This window comes from Halosimplex yunnanense, assembly GCF_054504345.1.
The window spans coordinates 144365-162613 of the sequence record NZ_JBTJEL010000037.1; the positions used below are offsets into that span (position 1 = coordinate 144365).

An 18249-nucleotide genomic window follows, 5' to 3' on the forward strand; every position below is an offset into this window, starting at 1 on the left:
ACCCCCACGTTCCCCGTTACTTCCCGTCGAGGACGCCGACGATCACGAACGTCTCCGAGCGGGTCGCTCTGAACTCGACGGAGAAGCCTGCGTCGTCGAGTACGGCCGCGGCGTGGTCCGCGTCGTAGCGCTCCTCCACCGGCGGACCGCTGGAACCTGCGCCCTCGGCGGTCCAGTCGACGATCACCAATCGGCCGCCCGGCCGGAGGACGCGGGCGATCTCTGCGACCGCTGCGCCGGGGAGTTCGTGGTACGTCATCGTCGCGAACGCGGCGTCGAGCGACCCGTTGTCGAAGGGTAACTCGTCCGCGCCGCTCGTGACGAGCGTCACGTTCTCGGGGACGCCCTTCTCGCGGTAGCGGTCGTGCATCGCTTCCTGGACGTCGACGGCGTAGACCACGCCGACGTGGGGCGCGATGTCGTCGGTGTAGAAGCCGGTACCGCTCCCGAGGTCCACTACCTCGTCCTCCGGGTCGGGGTCGAGCGCCCAGTAGAGCTCCTCCGCGGAGCAGTGGCGATAGCGCTTGGCGGCGTCCTCGAGCCTGTCCGCATCCTCGGCGGGAAACGTGTGGTGACCCATCGCCTCGTGGTTGCGGTCGCGCCGTGAAATACCCTCGTGCCGGGGTCCGGAGCGGTGGCGACGACGCCACTGGGGCGACTCGGCGGCGCTCGACGGCGGAGACTTAACTTGCGGGCGCTCGTCGTCGGGAACATGACGAAGACGGCGCTGATAACCGGCTGCTCGTCCGGCATCGGGCGAGCGACCGCCGTCGACTTCCTGCGACGGGAGTGGACGGTCTACGCGACGGCTCGTGACACCGACGACGTGGCCGATCTCGCCGAAGCGGGCTGTGAGACGGCCGCACTCGACGTGACCAGCGACGCCGACGTCGAGCGCGTCGTCGACCGGATCGTCGACGACACCGGCCGCATCGACTGCCTGGTCAACAACGCGGGGTACGCCCAGTACGGCCCGATGGAGGACGTCCCGGTCGACGCCGTCCGCGACCAGTTCGACGTGAACGTCTTCGGCCCCCACCGGCTCACCCGCGCGGTGCTCCCGAACATGCGCCAGCGCGGGACCGGGACCATCGTCAACGTCTCCAGCGTCCAGGGCCGGGTCGCGACGGGCGGCGCCGGCACCTACAGCGGGTCGAAGTTCGCGCTGGAGGCCATGAGCGACGCGCTCCGCGTCGAGGTCGAGGACTTCGGGATCGACGTAGTGCTTGTCGAGCCCGGCCCCGTCGCGACGCGCTTCGGTGACCGGGCCGAGGCGGAGTTCGACCGCCTGGAGCGTTCGGAGTGCTACGAGGACCTCTACGCCGTCCAGGAGGACACCGACGTACTGGGGAGCGGTAACGACTTCGGTGTCCACCCCTCCGAGGTCGCGGCCGTCATCGGCGACGCCGCCTCCGCCTCCGACCCGGACCCGCGCTACCCCGTCGGGACGCTCGCGAGCGTCATGATCGCCTCCCGGCACCTCCCCGACCGCTGGCGTGACGCCGCCTACCGATTGATGCGCTGGGTGGTGACCTGACGATGTCCGGCCGCGGGCCGGGGGGATCTGACGTAGTCGAGGTGCGCGACCGCGCCGAACTGGCCCGCACCGACGCTCACGGCGTCGTCCTCGATTGCATCGAAGCCGGGATCGAGGCGGCTCGCCCCGAGCGCGTCCTCGCCGACGCGCTCTCGGTATCCGGCGACCAGCTCCGCCTCGCCGGCGAGGTGTACGACCTGAGTGCCTACGAGGAGATTATCGTTCTCGGCGGCGGCAAGGCGGCTGGACAGGTCGCGGCCGCGCTCGAAACTCGCCTCGGCGACGCCGTCGAGGGGGGCTGCGTCGTCACCGACGACCCCGTGCAGACCGACTACGTCGAGGTCAGAGAAGGGTCGCACCCGGTTCCGAACGAGGCGGGTGCTGAAGGCGCTTGTCGGGTCCGCCAACTGGCCGCGGAGGCCGACGACCGGACGCTCGTCTTCGCCGTGATCACCGGCGGTGGGAGCGCCCTGCTTCCCGCGCCCGCCGGCGACCTCCCGCTCGCGGCCGTCCGCGAGACGACCGCCGCGCTGCTGGACGCCGGCGCAGAAATCGACGAGATCAACGCCGTTCGCAAGCACCTCTCGGCGATCAAGGGCGGCCGGCTGGCCGCCGCGGCCGCGCCGGCGACCGTCGTCACGCTCGCGTTCAGCGACGTGGTCGGCGACGACCCCGGCGTCATCGCCAGCGGCCCCACCGCACCCGATCCGACCACGTTCGACGACGCGCTCGCGGTCCTCGACCGCTACGACCTCGCCGTCCCCGAAGCAGTCGAGGCGCACCTGCGAGCCGGCGCGGCCGGCGACCGCGCGGAGACGCCCGGCCCCGACGCCGACTTCTCGCACGTCAGGTACCACCTGCTCGCTGACGCGTGGACGGCCATCGACGCCGCACGCGCGGTGGCCGACGAAGCGGGATACGATACTGCAGTCCTCTCCTCGCGGGTGCGCGGCGAGGCGCGCGAGCAGGGACTTTCTCACGCCGCCGTCGCCGAGGAGATAGACGCGACCGGTAACCCGGTCGAACCGCCCGCCGTCGTCGTCTCCGGCGGCGAGACGACGGTGACCGTCCGCGGCGACGGCTCCGGCGGTCCGAATCAGGAGTTCGCGCTCCGGGTGGCCCTGGAACTCCCCGACGGCGCGGTACTTGGGGCCGTCGACACCGACGGGAGAGACGGGGGTACCGACGCGGCTGGTGCGCTGGTCGACGGCGAGACGGTCCGTGGAGCAGAAGCGTCGGCTACCGCACGCGACGCGCTGGCCGCCAACGACGCCGAACCGTTCCTCGCCGACCGCGACGCGCTCGTCCGGACCGGCCAGACCGGGACGAACGTCAACGACCTGCGCGTGCTGCTGGTCGAGTGAGGCGCCCTACTCTTCGAGACACGCCGCGACGACGCGCAGCGCCCGCTCGCCGCGTACTTCGTCGGCGAACAGGGGGACGCGGCGCACGTCGTGGCCGCGGAAGACGTCCTGCGACCGCGAGAGCGCCTCGCGCTGGACGTCCCAGCGCCGCTGACAGAACTCGCAGTCATCGAGGTTCGGCGAGATGAACCAGTCGGCGTCGACGTCCGCAACGTCCGCCAGGTCCTGCATCACCCGGTTGACCACGACGGTCCCGACCGGCACGTCGAACTCGTCGAGACGGGCGAGCAGGCGTTCGGATTCGAGCACCGACAGTTCCTCGGGGACCATCACGACGCGGAAGTCGGTCTGCGCCGGGTCCTGCAGGATGGCCCGCAACTGCTCGATGCGGTCGCTGAGAACTCGCAGGTCGTCCAGCCCCTCCTCGGGGTCGACGTCCTCCTCGTCGCCGCCGAACATCCCGCCGAGGTTCTCCATCATCCCGCCCATCCGCTCGCGCAGCGAGAGGAACTTCCCCACCATGGAGTCCATCACGTCGGGGAGTTCCAGCAGTCGCAGGGTGTGGCCCGTCGGCGCGGTGTCGACGACGACCCGGTCGAACCGCGGGTCGTCCATGTAGCGGATGAGCAGCCGGATGGCCGCCGCCTCGTCCGCGCCGGGCATCGACCCGCCCAGCGGGTCGACCATCTCGTCGTCCCCGTCGCCGAGCATCCCGCCGAGCCCGCCCATCGCCCCGCCCGCACCGCCGAGTCCGCCCCCGCCCTCCGCGAACGGGCCGTCTTCCAGCGCGGCCTCGGGATCGATCTCCGCCGCGTAGAGAGGCATGTCGTCGCGGATCTGTGCGGGTTCGGCGGGGATTTCGGTTTCCAGCGTGTCCGAGAGGGAGTGGGCGGGGTCCGTGGAGACGACCAGCGTCGCAGTGTCGTCCCGGGCGCTCGCCAGCGCGGTCGCGGCGGCCATCGTCGTCTTTCCTACGCCGCCTTTCCCCCCGTAGAGGACGTACTCCGGCGCGTCGACGCCCGTCGGGACCACCTCGTCGTCGATGTCGTCGACCGCTTCGACGTCGATTTCGCTCATACGTTCAGTCGCCTCCCGCGACGGATAGAACCATCTCTTTCGTCTGGGGACGGCCGTCGCACGTCGATATGTAGACAGTACGCCCCTGGACAGACTACAGTGGCGCGCGCTGTCGAGCGTGCCCGCCTCTTGGCGGGCCGCTCGAAATAGCCGCGCGAGGGATGAGCGACTGTCGGGAGCGAATCGGTTGGGGAGGCGTGTGGCCGTCTGCGGTGCTATGGCGGTGCAGTTGCGGTTGCTGTCCCTGGTGGACTGAACGGGCGAGGCGGGCTCGCGTTTATGTAGTCGCCTGAGCGGGCACTATCCGCGCGGGCGGTGCGGAGAGCGCGGATATCCCGCTCAGCGACCGCGAGCGCGCCGAGGGCTTTCAACGCCCAGCGATTGTTGCGGTAGCGGATACTACCTCTGCTAGCGGGCGCGTCGAGGACTTTCAACGCCCACTGATTCCTGCGGTTTGACTCCGCGGAGGCGGATTGGGACCTCACACTCGTCCTATCAATACAGTTGCCACTCAAGAGTTCAAAAACAACGGGTGGACGACCGTCCCCCCGGACGGCCGGCACGAGCGGATGGAACGCCTATGACCGCGACGACCGAGCCTCGCGCACCTCGGCACCGTCACGGAGTTTGTCTTCGCAGAACGGACAGACGCGAGGGCCAGTGTGACCGTCGGGCGTGAACACGCGGACGTACGCCTCGGTAACAAACGACCCACAGTTCTGACACTCTGGCATCTCTTGAGTAACGGGAATACACCGCCATATGCTTTCCGGCCGTGGATGGCGGTATAGACCGATTAACTCCCCATCGTCGGTTGTCAGGTAGCAACTTCCCGGGGGTATATCCTCACTACCTTTCGCCGGCCTGAGACGATCGGCGGCCCGTCCGCCCGCGGGCGATCTCGCTCGAGACGATTACCTCCCACTCCCGGGTTCACTGCGAGCGGTCGCTCCAGAACCGGTCGAGCTGGCCGTCGAGGAACTCCGCGGTCATCCGGACGAACTCCTCGCGCTCGGCCGGCGAGAGGTACTCGTGGACGGAACGCGGGGCGCCCGCCGTGTAGCGGCGGTCGGCGAACACGCGCACGCCCACCTCGTCGGTGCCGCGGATGACGCGGCCGATGGCCTGGCGGGCGCGCCGGACCGCGGGGACGGTCAGCGCGTACTCGAAGGCGTTGTCCTCGCCGAACTCGTCGGCGTAGGCCCGCCGGACCGCCTGTACACGTGGTGATCCGACGTTGACGAGCGGGACGCCGATGACGAGGGCGGCCGCCAGCTTCTCACCGTCGTAGTCGACGCCTTCCGTGAGCGTCCCGCGAGTGCTCGTGACGAGGACTTTCCCGCCGCCGCGGAAGAACTCGGCCTTCAGCTCCTCCGTCGCCTCGTTGCTCGAACTCTCGTCGACGAGGACCGGCTTGTCGACCGCCCCGTCGAGGTAAGCACCGGCCCACTCGGCTTCCCGGTAGTTGGGCATGGCGACGAGCACGTTTCCGGGCGAGCGCGCGACCGACCGCAGGACGTGAGCGTACTCGTCGCGCGTCCGGTTCCAGCCGTCGCCGAGCGGGTCCATCTCGGAGGGGTCGCCGCGGTTGCGCGCGGTGAACGCTTCGGCGTCGACGACCCAGCTCGCGCGGTTCTCGGCCGGGAACCGCAGGGGGTAGCTCTTGGCCTCGACGGGGCGGCCGTAGTCGCCCTCGTCGGGCGTCGGCCCCGGATCGGGGTCGCCCGCGCGGAGCGATTCGAGACCCGAGACTTCGGTGAAGACGTCCAGCGGCGAGAGCGTCGCGCTCATGAGGGTGCCCCCGCCGAGCGAGTCGAAGATCTCCCGTAGCGACTCCGAGGGCATGCAGTCGAAGAGGACGAGCCCCGGCGTGTAGACGCGCAGATAATCCTCGTCGACGGCGTCGGCGGCCTGCCCGGTCTTCGGCGAGTGTTCGAGTTCGATCTCCCGGAGGTACCGGTCGTGGTCGCGCTCCCACCAGCGGGTCATCACCGCGCCGACGGCGGCGCAGACGGGCGAGCGCGCCAGCCCGAGGTCGTCGATGGCGTCCTCGACGGCCGCGCCGACGGTCGCGAGCGTCCGCCAGGTGTCCCCGTCGTAGCCGTTGCGCTCGGCCCAGCGAGTCAGCTCGTCGGGTTCCGGCTCGTCCGGGTCGCGCAGGGGGACCTCCACGTCGCGAGCGGGGACGCTGTCGGCGGGGTCGCCGACGCGCCACTCGCGGTCGAACTCCGCGTCGAGGTACCGCTCGACGCGCTCGTCCAGCCAGTCGAGGAGGTCGTCGTAGAACGCGTGAGCCTGGTCGATCGCCGAGAGCGGCACGTCGTGGGCGGCGAGGCGGTCGCGGACCTGCCGCTTGCGGTCCTCGCTCTCGCGCGCTCGCGTGAGGAGGTGATTACAGTCGTTGCGGGCCCGCTTGACCGTCGAGCGCCCGACTCGATCGGAGAGCAGGTCGCGGACGCGCTCTTCGAGCCGGTGGGCCTCGTCGACGACGAGGAAGGTCGAAGAGTCGAGCGCGGCGGCGACCAGCGGCCGCGACCCCGGGTCGAAGACGTGGTTGTAGTTGCCGATTATCACGTCGGCGTGTTCGAGCATGACGCCCATCACGCGGTGGGGGCAGGTGCCCCGCTCGACGCTCGCGGGCAGGTAGTCGTCGGCGGTGACGACGCGGTTCTCCCCCGCCGAGAAGTCGACGGGCGAGCCCTTGTTGCGGGCGAACCAGTCGGCCTCGAACGGGCAGTAGAGGGGGGCGTCGTCGCCGGACGTCATCCCTTCGGGCGCGCTGGGTTGGCTCCGCGGGTAGGGTGACTCCGCGCCCGCGGTCCCCAGCGCGCTGTCGAAGGTGCGGTAGGTGTCGGCGTCCATGCGCGCCTCGCGGACCAGATCGCTCGCGAGGTCGGGGTCCCACCAGATGTCGTCGGGGTCGGACTCGAGCGAGGCGTCGGCCGCGGGCGCGTCGCCCGAGCGGCGGTCGGCCTCGACCAGATCCGCGGTCGATTCGCGCAGGTCCTCACAGCGGTCGTGCGTCGAGGCGTCGTCGGGGAACGCGCCCTCGCGGCCGTACGGGCAGAGGTCGCGCTTGCCGACGAGCGCGACGCCGTCCAGCGGGTCGGGCGCGTCGGGGTCGGCGGCCAGCCCGGCGTTCATCGTCCGTAGGTCCTCGACGAACTGGATGCGCTGCTGTTTGACCGGCGTGACGACCATTACGCGGTCGTACTTCGAGGTCGTCCGCACGAGCGTCGCGCCCGCGGTCAGCGCGGCCATCGTCTTGCCGGTCCCGCAGGGCCCCTCCATCGCGAGGTAGCCGCCGCGCTCGCCGACCTCGATAGCGGTCTCGATCGCGTCGGTCTGGCTCTCGTAGGGCTCGTCGAAGCCAAACACGTCGGGCCAGACGTCCTGCGGGTCCCCGCTCTCGAACGCCGCCGGATCGCCGTCCGATCCTGCTGACTCGGCAGTCCCACCGGTCACTGATCCGCTCCCGGCCTCCCCGCTCGCGCCCCGGTCGTCGGCCATCGTGGATCCCTGTGTCGTCCTCGCCTATGAACGCACGGATGGCGCGACGGCCCGCGGACCCGTGTGGTCGAAACTCCGCTCGTCCGCGCGCCCGTCACCCCGCCAGCGGGGGCGATTTCGCGGGACACTTATGGTTCTGGAGTCAGCACTATCGGCACCGATGGCCGACGAGACGGCCGGTGGGGCGCGAAACGGGCCAGGCGGGAGTGACAGATGACAGGACCGGACGACGATACAGCCGACGGAGACGCGGAGAGCGACGGATCGACGGTCGGGATTCTCCACTTCGATCACGACGAGACAGTGAGGTCCCGACTCGGGACCGTCGTCGACGAACGCGACGACGACGTGACCTACGACGGGACGGACGATCCCGAGGAGATACGCGAACGACTCGACGACGGCGACGCCGACGTCCTCGTCGTCGAACCTGACGGTCCGGCCGACGTGACCGACCTCGTCGCCGACGCCGAGGTGCCAATCGCCCTCTACACGGCGCTCGAACCGAACGACATCGACCCGGCGATCTCCGGCGCGGCCGACACCCTCGTCGAGAAGTGGACTGCCGAGGAGGGGCTGGACTTCGTCGTCGAGAAGTTGCTGGGCGCGGTCCGCGCGGCCGCCGAACCCGAGTCGCGGTTCACCCGCGCCTTCGAACGGGTCGACCCGGACACCCAGTCGGCGTCGAGCTTCCTCGTCTACGAGGACGGGACCGTCATCTGGGAGACGGCGACGCTGGAGGAACTGTTCGACCGCCGCGACGTGGCGGTCACGCTCCCGGAGACGCCGAACTTCTACAAGCAACTCTCGGCCGCGCTGACGCACGATCCCGAGGCGATCCGGACGATCCGCGGCCCGGACATCCCGGAGGAGCCGACGCGGTTTACGGTCCCGACCGCCGACAGCGAGGCGTGTTTCCGCTACAGCGAACACGAGTTCCCGGAGACGGTGGGGCCGCTCCGGCTCGTCGTCGTCGAAGACGTGACGTGGTCGGCCCGGTCGGACGCCCGCTACGAGTTGCTGGAGCTGCTCGACCGCCACGTCCAGGACGGCATCTCCGTCGTCGACGCCAACGGCCGCGTCCAGTACCACAACGAGTCGTTCGCCGGACTGCTCGGCTACGACGACATGGTCGGCGAGCACACGGCGTCGTTCATGACCGGCGGCGAACTCGAGTCCGGCCAGCGGCTGATCCAGCGGCTGCGGACGGCGAGCGAGGACAGCGGCGTCATCGACATGGGCTTCGAGACCGCCGACGGTGACGAGCGGACGCTCGCAGTCAACTTCTCGGTCCGGGGTGACGAGGGCGGCTACCAGGGGCTCGTCAACGTCGCCCGGGACGTGACCGAGCGCCGCGAGCACGAGCGGCGCCTCGAACGCTACCGCCGTCTCGTCGAGAGCGCCGACGACCCGATGTACGTCCTCGACGGGGAGGGCCGCGTCGAGATCTGCAACGACGCGCTGGCCTCGCTGTTCGACCGCTCGCCGGAGTCGCTCGACGGCGTCCCCCTCACCGAACTCGCCCCGGACGAAGCCGTCGAACGGACCCGCGCGGCGCTGGAGCGCGCCCGAGAAGCCGACGAGAGCGTCACGTTCGAACTCGAACTCCGGACGCCCGACGACGAGGCCCGGCAGTTCCAGGCCACCGTCGCGGGACTCGGTGACGCCGACGCCACGGGCTCGGTCGGGATCCTCCACGAAGTGACCGAGCGCGAGCGCCGCGAGCGCGAACTCGACCTCCTGAAACAGGTGCTCACGCGCGTCCTCCGCCACGACGTCAGGACCGGCCTCACGGTCGTCCGCGGGCAGGCGGAAGTGCTGGCCGAACGCACGTCCGGCGAGGAACAGCGGATGGCCGAGACCATCGTCGAGCGGAGCGAAGAGCTCGCCGAGACGGCCGAGAAGGCCCGGAACATCGAGCGCGTCATCGACAGCGAGGCGGGCCGCGACACGCTCGACCTGCGATCGGTCGTCACCGGTGCAGTCGCCGACGTCTCGGCCGCCTACCCCGCCGCGGAGTACGACGTGCGGATCACCGAGCGACTGCCCGTCCGCGTCCACCCGGCGTTTCCCAGCGCGGTCGAGAACCTGATCGAGAACGCGGTAGAGCACTGTCCGGCCGGGTCCGACGCGGAGCCGGGGCGGGAAGACGGAGGTCACGACGAAGCCGACACCGGCCTCGAAAGCCACGGCGAAACGGACGCCGATACTGACCCCGAGAGTCCCGCGGAGCGCGACTACAGCGACGTGACGGTGACGATCTCGGCGACCGAAGACGGGGACACGGTCGTCCTCCGGATCGAAGACGACGGGCCCGGAATCTCGCAGGAGGAACTCGAGGTCCTGGCCGAGCGCCAGGAGACGCCACTCAAACACGGGACCGGCGTCGGCCTCTGGCTGGTCGACTGGGTCGTCGAGCGCTCCGGCGGCGAACTGTCCTTCGACGCCGGCCCCGACGGCACGACCGTCACCGTCACCCTCGACGCCGGCGACGCTGGGGACCTGACGTGAACTGAGACACAGCAGGAACCGACCAGTCCCGTCCGGACTCCGTCGACCGGCGGGCCCTCGCCTTTTTCCCGTCGTTCGCCGTTCGTTCGCCCATGCCAACTCACCGGATCGCGATCGCCGGCGCCGGGAACGCCGCCGGGACCCACGCACGCGCCTTCGAGCAACTTGAAGACGCGGAAGTTGTCGCCTGTACGAGCCGGAGTATGGCGAGCGCAACATCTTTCGCCGACGAACGCGGCTGCGAGGCGTACGAATCGGTCGACTCGATGCTCGACGACGCCGATCCGGACGTCCTCGACGTCTGCACACCCAGCGGCGCGCACCTCGACCCGACGCTCGCGGCCGCCGAACGCGGCGTCGACGTGCTCTGCGAGAAGCCGCTTGAGGTGACGACCGAGCGCGTCGACCGGATGATCGAGGCGGCCGACGAGCACGGGATCCGGCTCGGCGGGATCTTCCAGCGCCGGTACAAGCCGGTCCTGCGGACCGTCCGGGAGGCGGTCGACGAAGGCCGATTCGGGTCGCTGTCGATCGCGAGCACCACGCTGCCGTGGTGGCGCGACGACGACTACTACGACGGCGCCTGGCAGGCCGACCGCGATGCCTCGGGCGGCGGCGCGGTGATGAACCAGGCGATCCACAACGTCGACGCCCTCCAGTGGATCGCCGGCGCGGGAATGGATCTCGAGCGGGGACAGAACCCCGTCGCGGAGGTCTTCGCGTTCGCGGACGTCCGAGCGCACGACGACGACCTGATCGAGGTCGAGGACGCGGCCGTCGCGACGCTCCGGTTCCGCGACGGAACGCTCGGGCAGGTCCTCGCGACGACGGGATCTTACCCCGGCGGGGCCGCCCGCTACGAGTTCGGGGGGCGCGACGGCTCCGCGGCGGTCACCGGCGAGGAACTCGACACCTGGGAGTTTCGCGCGGAACGGGACGAGGACGCGGAGGTCCGCGAGCGCTTCTCGGGACCCGACGCGAGCGCCGACGAACCGGACCCGCTGGAGGTCCCGAACGTCCGCGAGTTCCTCGACGCCCGCGAGCGCGGCGAACCGTTCATGCTCGACGGCCCGGAGTCGCGCAAGGCCGTGGCCATCGTCGAGGCCGTCTACGAGTCCGCCGAGCGCGGCGAGTCCGTGACGCTGGAGTGACTCGGGGCGCCGGAGCGGCCGACCGACCGGCTAGCCGAGGTAGTCGGCCAGTCGCTCCGCCGCCTCGTCGACGCGGAGCGTGACGAGCGCGAAGCGGAGCCAGTCGGTGCGGGACTCGCCGAACGCCTCGCCGGGCATCCCCGCGACGCCCGCCTCGTCGATCAGTCGCTCGACGTTCTCCATCGTCCCCGGGAACCCCTCGAAGCGGGCCATCACGTAGAACGACCCGCCGGGGGTCGTGTACTCCGCGCCGGCGGCGTCGAGCGCGTCGGTGAACCGGTCGATCCGCTCGCGCAGCCGCTCGCGGTTGCGCTCGTAGTACTCGACCGGCGTCTCCCGCAGCGCCCGCAGGACGGCGTACTGGGCCGGTCGGCTCCCGGCCACGTTCTGGATCATGTGGCGAGTCCGCGCCCGGTCGAGGAGTTCGCCCAGCGGCCCGTCCTCCGGCGGGAAGACGGCGTAGCCGACCCGGAAGCCCGTGATCGCCATCGACTTCGAGAAGGAGTTGGTGGCGACGACGTGGTCGGAGTCGGTCGCGAGCGCGCTCTCGAACCCGCCCCTGAAGTCGTAGTGGTCGTACACCTCGTCGCTGACGAGTACGGCGTCGTACTCCTCGGCGATCTCGACCAGCGCTCGGACGGTTTCGGGAGGGTAGACCGCCCCAGTCGGGTTGTTCGGCGAGTTGACGACGATGGCGGCGGTGTCGTCGCTGGCGGCCGCGCGGACGTCGGCGGGGTCGAGCTGGCCCGTCTCGTCCACGGGGACGTAGGTGGCCGGCGCGTCGAGCAGATTCGCGCGGCCGGCGTAGTAGGGGTAAACCGGGTCGGTCATGATCACTTCCTCGCCCGCCTCGCGGTCGAGCGCGCTCGTCATCGCGAGGTGGTTGGCCTCGCCGGCGCCGTTGGTCACGAGCACGCGCGAGCGGTCGACGCCGCGCCGTTCGGCGATTTCGTCGCGTAGCGGCGTGATGCCGACGCTCGGCGGGTACTGGAAGTCGCTCACCTCGCCGTCGGCGTACTCGCGCAACCCCTCGCGGAGCGCCTCGGGGGGCTCCCAGTCGGGGTTCCCGCTGACCATGTCGACCACGTCGCGGTCGGCGCGGGCGGCGTACTGCATGACTCTGAAGAACTGCGGCGTCTCGTAGTCCATCGAGTACTCGCCGGTTGGCCCCCCGCGACGTAAATCCTGACGCTCGCCGCTCGCGCGAGCGGGCGTCCCGCCGACTCAGAAGTGCTCGTCGAGTTGCCGGCAGGTGGCCGCGAAATCGTCGGAGTTGTCGATCGTGACGTGCTCGCGGTCGAGCGGCTCGAAGCGCTCGCGGGCGTTCTCGTAGACCTCGACGTCGGCCTCGCTCGGATCGTCTTCGCGCTGGCGGATGCGCTCGCGAGCGACCGACTCCTCGCAGACGACACGGACCAACTGGAGGTCCGCATCTATCTCGTCGGCGAGCGCCGCAGCGTCGTCGCGGTCGACCTGTCGCTCGTAGGTCGCGTCGAGGACGGCCGGGCGTCTCTCGGCGAGCGACGAGCGCGCACGCTCCAGCATCGTCGCGTAGACGCGGTCTTTCTCCGCGCGGCTGTAGGTCGGATCGTCGAACAGTTCGGCGCGAATGGCGTCGCTCCGGACGCGCTCGACGCCGAGGCGGTCGGCGATCTCGGCCGCGACGGTCGACTTCCCGACGCCGGGCAGGCCACACTGCACCACGAGTCTCGGACCCATCGGCCCAGTATCGAGCCTCCGGCCCTATGAATCCGACTGAACCGATTCGTCGATATCGCCCCTTCGCGCACCCTCGTCGCCGAGCGAGAGCGAGCCTTTTCCTGTCCGAGCGCGATAGCGGGAGCCATGACCGACGATCCGGCCGACCGGACGCTCTCGCCGGACGAGGCGTTCGAGGTACTCGGAAACGAGACGCGCGTGAGCATCCTCCGGGCGCTCGGCGGAGCGGGGGCACCGGTGTCGTTCTCCGCGCTCCGCGAGCGGGTCGGGACGGCCGACTCCGGGCGCTTCAACTACCACCTCGACCGGCTGACCGGCCACTTCGTCCGCAAGACCGAGGACGGGTACGAACTCCGGCGACCGGGCGAACGCGTCGTGGAGGCGGTCCTCTCCGGCGCGGTCACCGACGCGCCGGTCCTCGAACCGACGGAGATCGACCAGCCCTGTCACTACTGCGGCGCCCCGGTCGCCGTCCGCTTCCGCGAGGAGCGCGTCGAGCTGTACTGTACCGAGTGCGCGGGAACGTACTCCCGACAGAGCGGCTGCGCCGTCGACGAGACCGGTACCGACGACGGGTACGGCTATCTGGGCTATCACCCGCTTCCGCCGGCGGGCGTCGCCGACCGCGACCCCGAGGCGGTCTTCCGCGCGGCGTGGGTCTGGGGGCACCTCGAACTGCTCGCCGCCTCGGCGGGCGTCTGCCCGCGCTGCTCGGCGACGCTCGATCGCTCGACCCGCGTCTGTGAGGACCACGACGCGGACGAGGGGCTCTGCGAGTCCTGCGGCCGGCGCCACGCCGTCGCGTTCGACCTGGCGTGCACGAACTGCATCTACGACGAGAGCGGCGCCGCCGTCGTCGGTTTCGCCGGTGCGGCACCGCTCGTGGCCTTCCTGCTCGACCACGGGCTGAACCCCTTCGCGCCCACCGCCGAGACGCTCCCGGCGATCGGCCGCGCGTACAACGACTTCGACGAGGAGGTCGTCTCGACCGACCCATTCGAAGCGCGGTTCACCTTCGCCGTGGACGACGACGCCCTCACCCTGACTCTCGATGAGTCCCTCTCCGTGACCGGGGCTGAGCGCCCCTGAGCACCCCGCCGGATATCGCGCGACCGTTCCGCTACGGCCGTTCCCCTGCATTTTTCGGCCGGCCGCCCGTCGGGCCGGTATGGACGAGTTCGCCGAGGACCCGCCGGTCGAGGAGCGCGTCGGCGACCTGCTGCGCGAGCGCGGCGACACCGTCGCCGTGGCCGAGACAGCAACGGGAGGACTGGTCGGGACGCTCCTCACGAGCGCGCCGGGCGCGAGCGACTACCTCGACCGCGTGATCGTCCCCTACGACTACGATGCGCTCCGGTCGACGCTCGCGGTCGCTCGCGAGACGCTGGACGAACACGGCGCCGTCAGCGAACCGGTCACCCGGGAACTCGCCCGGGCTGCCCGCGACACCGCCGACGCCACCTGGGGGATCGCGACCGCTGGCATCGCCGGCCCCGGCGGCGGCACCGAGGCGAAACCGGTCGGTACCTGCTTCGTCGGCGTCGCGTACGCCGCCCCGTGGGAGACGGGCGACTCCACCGCGACCGTCTCACGCTACGAGTTCGACGGCGACCGCGCCGCCGTCCGCGAGCGCCTCGCCCGCCGCGCGCTCGCCGACCTCGAACGCGAAGCCCGGGACCGCCCGAAGTGAGTCTCGGTCCGCTCGCGATACTGTCAGCCGGTCTCCCCGCTCCGGTCGGTCTCTTTCCGCCGGACGCGAGCGCGCCGAAGGGGAACACTTGTGACCCTGCCATCCCTCGAAACCGCCGATGAACAAGCGCGGACACGTGTTGAACGCGGTCATCCTCGCCGTCGGGCTCGGGTTCGTCCTCGAACCGGCCGGCGACGCGGCGACCTTCCGGACCGTCGCGGCGGTGTTCGTGCCGCTGGTCCTGGGCGCACTCTTCCCCGACGTGGACACCCACTTCGGCAAGCACCGGAAGACCCTCCACAACGTCTTCGTCCTCGGGATCGTCGCCGCCTACCCGATCTACTTCGACAACCTCCAGTGGGTCTGGCTCGGCGTCCTCTCCCACTACGTCCTCGACGTGTTCGGTACGACCCGCGGGATCGCCCTCTTCTACCCGCTGTGGGACGAGGAGTTCGGCGCCCCGGTCGGCGTCCCCGTCAGCAGCGACTTCTCCGACGCGATGATGCTCGCCATCACCGCCTTCGAACTGACGGTCGCCGCCGGACTCGTCTACGTGCTCCCCGCGTATCTCCCGGACCTGAGCGGCGTGCTCCCGGTCTGAGGGCAGCCGACCACGGCGGATCGGCCGCCGTCCGCCGGTCGAGGGGGAATATTTTTATTACGGGGCCGGCATGTCTCGGGTACGATGGCCCCCTGGGAGTGTGCGATCGACGGCGACGACGACCAGTTCGAACGCGTCGAGGACCTGATCGTCCACCAGTCGACGGCACACGAACGCATCGAGTGCAAGGTCTGCGGGACCGTCCTCCCAGACGGCTACTTCGCCATCCGCCACGCCTTCGACGAACACAGTCGCGCAGAGTACGTCCGCGCCTACGACGCCACCGCCAAGGAGGTCCGCCGCCGCGAGAACGTCAAAGAGACCATCGAGGAAGAGGCCGACATCCGCGAGGTCATCGACCGCCTCGAAGGCGGCAGCGGCAGCCTCTGAGAACCGCGTCGCTCCGTCGTCGCGCTCCCGCCGTTCTCTCCGCTCTCACTCGCAGTCGGTACCGATTCGGCCGTCGAAAAGACCCCGCGAGCGCCGGCTACTTCGAGGAGAACAGGTATCCACCGACGCCGAGCGACAGCACTGCGAACAGCACGGCCGCAAGCCGGAGCAGCTGCGGCGTCGCGCCCAGTGGCGGCTGCTCCATCGTCGTCTCGATGGCGTCGTAGCGGAGGGCCCGTTCGCGGCGTTGCTCGCGCTCTTGCTCGGTCATGTTCGTCTCCTCGGGGTCGCGCTCGTGGTAGTACTCGCCGGCCGGCGGGAGCCCGCTGTCGTCGGCCGGCCGCTTGATCACGACCTGGTCGAGATCGCTCCGGTTGTCGTTTCTGTAGACTTGCTGGATCTCGGTCTGGTTGAGATAGGGGAACTCGTCGGCGCCTTGCCCCTGGGGGACGCTGTAGTCGCGACGCTGTTTCAGCGCCTCCACGTACAGCTCCTGGCCCCGCGAGGAGAGGTTCTCGTAGCCGATGATCCGGTACCCCTCCTGTCGCAGTTCCTCCGGCGGTGCGTTCACCGACCTGTCCGTGTCGTGGACCAGTACCGGCTGGACCGGGAAGAACGCCGGGACCGTGAACAGCACGATTGCCAGTACCACCAGCGCCGTACCGAGTGTGTTCCGTCGATTCATCGATATCACTCCAGGTCCGCCCGTTCGAACAGCCAGTAGCCGATCAGCAGCGGTACAACCAGCCAGAACGCCAGTACGACCAGTGAAACCTCGTCCTGCAGGTACATCGGGAGCGCGTCGTTGGCCCCGACCGGATCGAATCGGAGGTCCTCGGGAAGACTCGACCGGAAGACGTTCTGGCGCATTGCTTCGGGCATCACGAGGTTGATCGCCTTGCGGTAGGCGAGGTACGGACTGGTGTACTGGACGGCGTTGTACAGGTCGGGGTTGGCGTCGGCGCCGAGGATCGTCGTGTGGATCCAGCGGGCGATGTCACTCACAGATGCGATCGGGAAGAGGTACAGGATGACCAGCAGGAAGTACGTCCCGAACGCGCCCGCGATGGCGCGACTCCGGGAGGCCGCCGCCGAGGACATCGCCAGCGCGATGCTGACGAACGTCGACCCGTACACCAGCGTCACCAGCAGCGTGCCGAATATCACTGCCGCCGGAAACGCACCGTGGCGGGTCAGCGCGACGCTGACCGCCGTGACGTACATGAACGCGACGCCGCCGGCCACGATGCCGTTCCGGCTGAGTACCTTCCCGACGAAGACGCCGCGGCGCGTGTTCGGCAAGGAGAGGAGGAACTTGATCCCGCCGCCCTCGCGCTCGCCGGCGATAGCGAGATAGCTCGCCACCAGCGCGACGATGGGCAACAGGACGCCGAGGAACATCCCCAGCGTGCGGAACAGCGACTGGACCCGCCGGACGTCGGTCGCTGCGGCCCCTCCGGAGACGTACGCGAGGAACGCGGCGATCATCCCGAGCGCGATGGCCGCTCCCCAGAGCATCTTCGAGCGCCGCGCCGCCTTGAAGTCCTTCTTCGCGACGGTGACCGTACTCATGTGGAGACCTCCTGTGCCTCGCCGCGCTCGCCGGCTGCGCCCGCCGGCACGTCGACGTCACCGTCGCGGCCGCCGCCGGTGAACTGGTTGAACAGCTCCTCGAGCGAGGTGTTGTCCGCGAGGATGTCGACCACCTCCGCACGGGCGTCGACGCGCTTGACCACGTCGACCTTCGCGCGCGGGTCGGTACACGTCGCGGTCAGCGTCGTCCCCGCCACGTCGACCGTGGCGACCCCGTCGATGTCAGCGACCCCGTCGGTCGGGGGCGCGCTCGCACACTCCAGTTCGATGGTCGCCTCGCCGCTCGCGCTCTCGCGCAGGCCGTCGATGGTGTCGATGGCGACCAGTTTCCCCTCGTTCATCACGCCGACGCGGTCGCAGACCGCCTCGACTTCCGAGAGGATGTGACTGGAGAAGAACACGGTCGTCCCGTCGTCCGCCCGGTCGCGGATGAGCGACCGCATGTGCTGGATGCCGTTCGGGTCCAGCCCCGTCGATGGCTCGTCGAGGATCAGCAGGTCGGGGTCGTCGGCCAGCGCCATCCCGAAGGCGAGGCGCTGTTGCATCCCCTTCGAGTAGCCGGCGGCGACCCGACCGGCGTCCTCGCGGATCCCCACGAGGTCGAGCAGATGCTCGGGGTCGTCCTCGGCGCCCTTCGTCTCGATAGCCCACTCCATGTACTCCCGGCCGGTGAGGTAGTCGTCGAAGCCGTACCCCTCGGGGAGCACGCCGATGCGCTCGCGGATGGCCGCCGCCTCGTCCTGGGCGTCCATCCCGAACACCTGCGCCGACCCCGCGGTCGGCCGGATGAAGTCGAGCAGCATGTTGATCGTCGTCGACTTCCCCGCGCCGTTGGGCCCGAGGAAGCCGAATATCTCCCCTTCCTCGATCGTGAGGTCGAGCCCGTCGACGGCGACGACGTCGTCGCCGAACTCCTTTGTCAACCCGTTCGTCTGGATGGAGGGCATGTGTGGTTCTCGTCAATCGACACACGGGGGGCCAGTAAGTGTCTTCCCCTGGGTTCGATGAGCGTTTGACCAACCACCTTTTTCGCGGAGTGGTGGGCAAACCGCGCCCACCACTCCGCCAAAAAGATGGGGCAAAAAGGCCGAACTCGCGCTGTGCGC

17 protein-coding genes are annotated in these 18249 nt (G+C 69.9%); 8 read left to right on the forward strand and 9 right to left on the reverse strand.

What is annotated here, in order from left to right:
* Positions 1 to 16: 16 nt before the first annotated feature.
* Positions 17 to 580, reverse strand: coding sequence for a class I SAM-dependent methyltransferase (locus AB2U09_RS19555; protein WP_459194426.1), 564 nt, complete (start codon positions 578 to 580; stop codon positions 17 to 19).
* A 132-nt stretch (positions 581 to 712) separates the two neighbouring features.
* Here AB2U09_RS19555 and AB2U09_RS19560 point away from each other — a divergent pair, with 132 nt between their 5' ends.
* Together AB2U09_RS19560 and AB2U09_RS19565 are read left to right on the forward strand one after the other, a co-directional pair.
* Positions 713 to 1537 (forward strand): SDR family oxidoreductase, encoded by an 825-nt coding sequence (locus AB2U09_RS19560; RefSeq protein WP_459194427.1) that lies wholly within the window; start codon positions 713 to 715, stop codon positions 1535 to 1537.
* A 2-nt stretch (positions 1538 to 1539) separates the two neighbouring features.
* On the forward strand, positions 1540 to 2901 hold the full coding sequence (locus AB2U09_RS19565) for a glycerate kinase type-2 family protein (protein ID WP_459194428.1): 1362 nt from the start codon (positions 1540 to 1542) through the stop codon (positions 2899 to 2901).
* A 6-nt stretch (positions 2902 to 2907) separates the two neighbouring features.
* Here AB2U09_RS19565 and AB2U09_RS19570 read toward each other — a convergent pair whose 3' ends face one another.
* The 3 genes from AB2U09_RS19570 to AB2U09_RS19580 form a co-directional block, all read right to left on the reverse strand.
* Complete coding sequence (locus tag AB2U09_RS19570; protein ID WP_459194429.1) at positions 2908 to 3978, reverse strand: ArsA family ATPase; 1071 nt, start codon at positions 3976 to 3978, stop codon at positions 2908 to 2910.
* 578 nt (positions 3979 to 4556) lie between these two features.
* Positions 4557 to 4712: a DUF7563 family protein gene (locus AB2U09_RS19575; protein WP_425484368.1), complete on the reverse strand. Its 156-nt coding sequence runs from the start codon at positions 4710 to 4712 to the stop codon at positions 4557 to 4559.
* Between the two features lie 199 nt (positions 4713 to 4911).
* The gene (locus AB2U09_RS19580) at positions 4912 to 7488 is read right to left on the reverse strand and encodes an ATP-dependent DNA helicase (RefSeq protein WP_459194430.1); all 2577 of its coding nucleotides are present in this window, start codon (positions 7486 to 7488) and stop codon (positions 4912 to 4914) included.
* Positions 7489 to 7701: 213 nt separating this feature from the next.
* Here AB2U09_RS19580 and AB2U09_RS19585 point away from each other — a divergent pair, with 213 nt between their 5' ends.
* Positions 7702 to 9999 (forward strand): sensor histidine kinase, encoded by a 2298-nt coding sequence (locus tag AB2U09_RS19585; protein ID WP_459194431.1) that lies wholly within the window; start codon positions 7702 to 7704, stop codon positions 9997 to 9999.
* A 92-nt stretch (positions 10000 to 10091) separates the two neighbouring features.
* On the forward strand, positions 10092 to 11150 hold the full coding sequence (locus tag AB2U09_RS19590) for a Gfo/Idh/MocA family protein (RefSeq protein ID WP_459194432.1): 1059 nt from the start codon (positions 10092 to 10094) through the stop codon (positions 11148 to 11150).
* 30 nt (positions 11151 to 11180) lie between these two features.
* Here AB2U09_RS19590 and AB2U09_RS19595 read toward each other — a convergent pair whose 3' ends face one another.
* Entirely contained in the window at positions 11181 to 12299 is a 1119-nt protein-coding gene (locus AB2U09_RS19595; RefSeq protein ID WP_459194433.1) for a pyridoxal phosphate-dependent aminotransferase, read from the reverse strand.
* A 75-nt stretch (positions 12300 to 12374) separates the two neighbouring features.
* The gene (locus tag AB2U09_RS19600) at positions 12375 to 12869 is read right to left on the reverse strand and encodes a P-loop nucleotide/nucleoside kinase family protein (protein ID WP_459194434.1); all 495 of its coding nucleotides are present in this window, start codon (positions 12867 to 12869) and stop codon (positions 12375 to 12377) included.
* 126 nt (positions 12870 to 12995) lie between these two features.
* Between AB2U09_RS19600 and AB2U09_RS19605 the strand changes: the two genes are divergently transcribed.
* The 4 genes from AB2U09_RS19605 to AB2U09_RS19620 all read left to right on the forward strand — a co-directional run bounded on the left by AB2U09_RS19605 (position 12996) and on the right by AB2U09_RS19620 (position 15550).
* Positions 12996 to 13958, forward strand: a complete 963-nt coding sequence (locus tag AB2U09_RS19605; RefSeq protein WP_459194435.1) for a winged helix-turn-helix domain-containing protein — start codon at positions 12996 to 12998, stop codon at positions 13956 to 13958.
* 79 nt (positions 13959 to 14037) lie between these two features.
* Positions 14038 to 14559 (forward strand): CinA family protein, encoded by a 522-nt coding sequence (locus AB2U09_RS19610; RefSeq protein ID WP_459194436.1) that lies wholly within the window; start codon positions 14038 to 14040, stop codon positions 14557 to 14559.
* A 118-nt stretch (positions 14560 to 14677) separates the two neighbouring features.
* Positions 14678 to 15160, forward strand: coding sequence for a metal-dependent hydrolase (locus AB2U09_RS19615; protein ID WP_459194437.1), 483 nt, complete (start codon positions 14678 to 14680; stop codon positions 15158 to 15160).
* A gap of 84 nt (positions 15161 to 15244) precedes the next feature.
* Positions 15245 to 15550: a DUF7565 family protein gene (locus AB2U09_RS19620; RefSeq protein WP_459194438.1), complete on the forward strand. Its 306-nt coding sequence runs from the start codon at positions 15245 to 15247 to the stop codon at positions 15548 to 15550.
* A 97-nt stretch (positions 15551 to 15647) separates the two neighbouring features.
* Here the strand turns inward: AB2U09_RS19620 and AB2U09_RS19625 are convergent, their stop codons facing one another.
* From AB2U09_RS19625 to AB2U09_RS19635, 3 genes are read right to left on the reverse strand one after another with little or no spacing between them, the layout of a single operon-like run.
* Positions 15648 to 16235, reverse strand: a complete 588-nt coding sequence (locus AB2U09_RS19625) for a hypothetical protein (protein WP_459194439.1) — start codon at positions 16233 to 16235, stop codon at positions 15648 to 15650.
* A gap of 5 nt (positions 16236 to 16240) precedes the next feature.
* Complete coding sequence (locus AB2U09_RS19630) at positions 16241 to 17122, reverse strand: ABC transporter permease subunit (protein WP_459194440.1); 882 nt, start codon at positions 17120 to 17122, stop codon at positions 16241 to 16243.
* Entirely contained in the window at positions 17119 to 18090 is a 972-nt protein-coding gene (locus AB2U09_RS19635; RefSeq protein ID WP_459194441.1) for an ABC transporter ATP-binding protein, read from the reverse strand. The genes AB2U09_RS19630 and AB2U09_RS19635 overlap by 4 nt, the downstream gene beginning before the upstream one ends.
* Positions 18091 to 18249 lie beyond the last annotated feature (159 nt).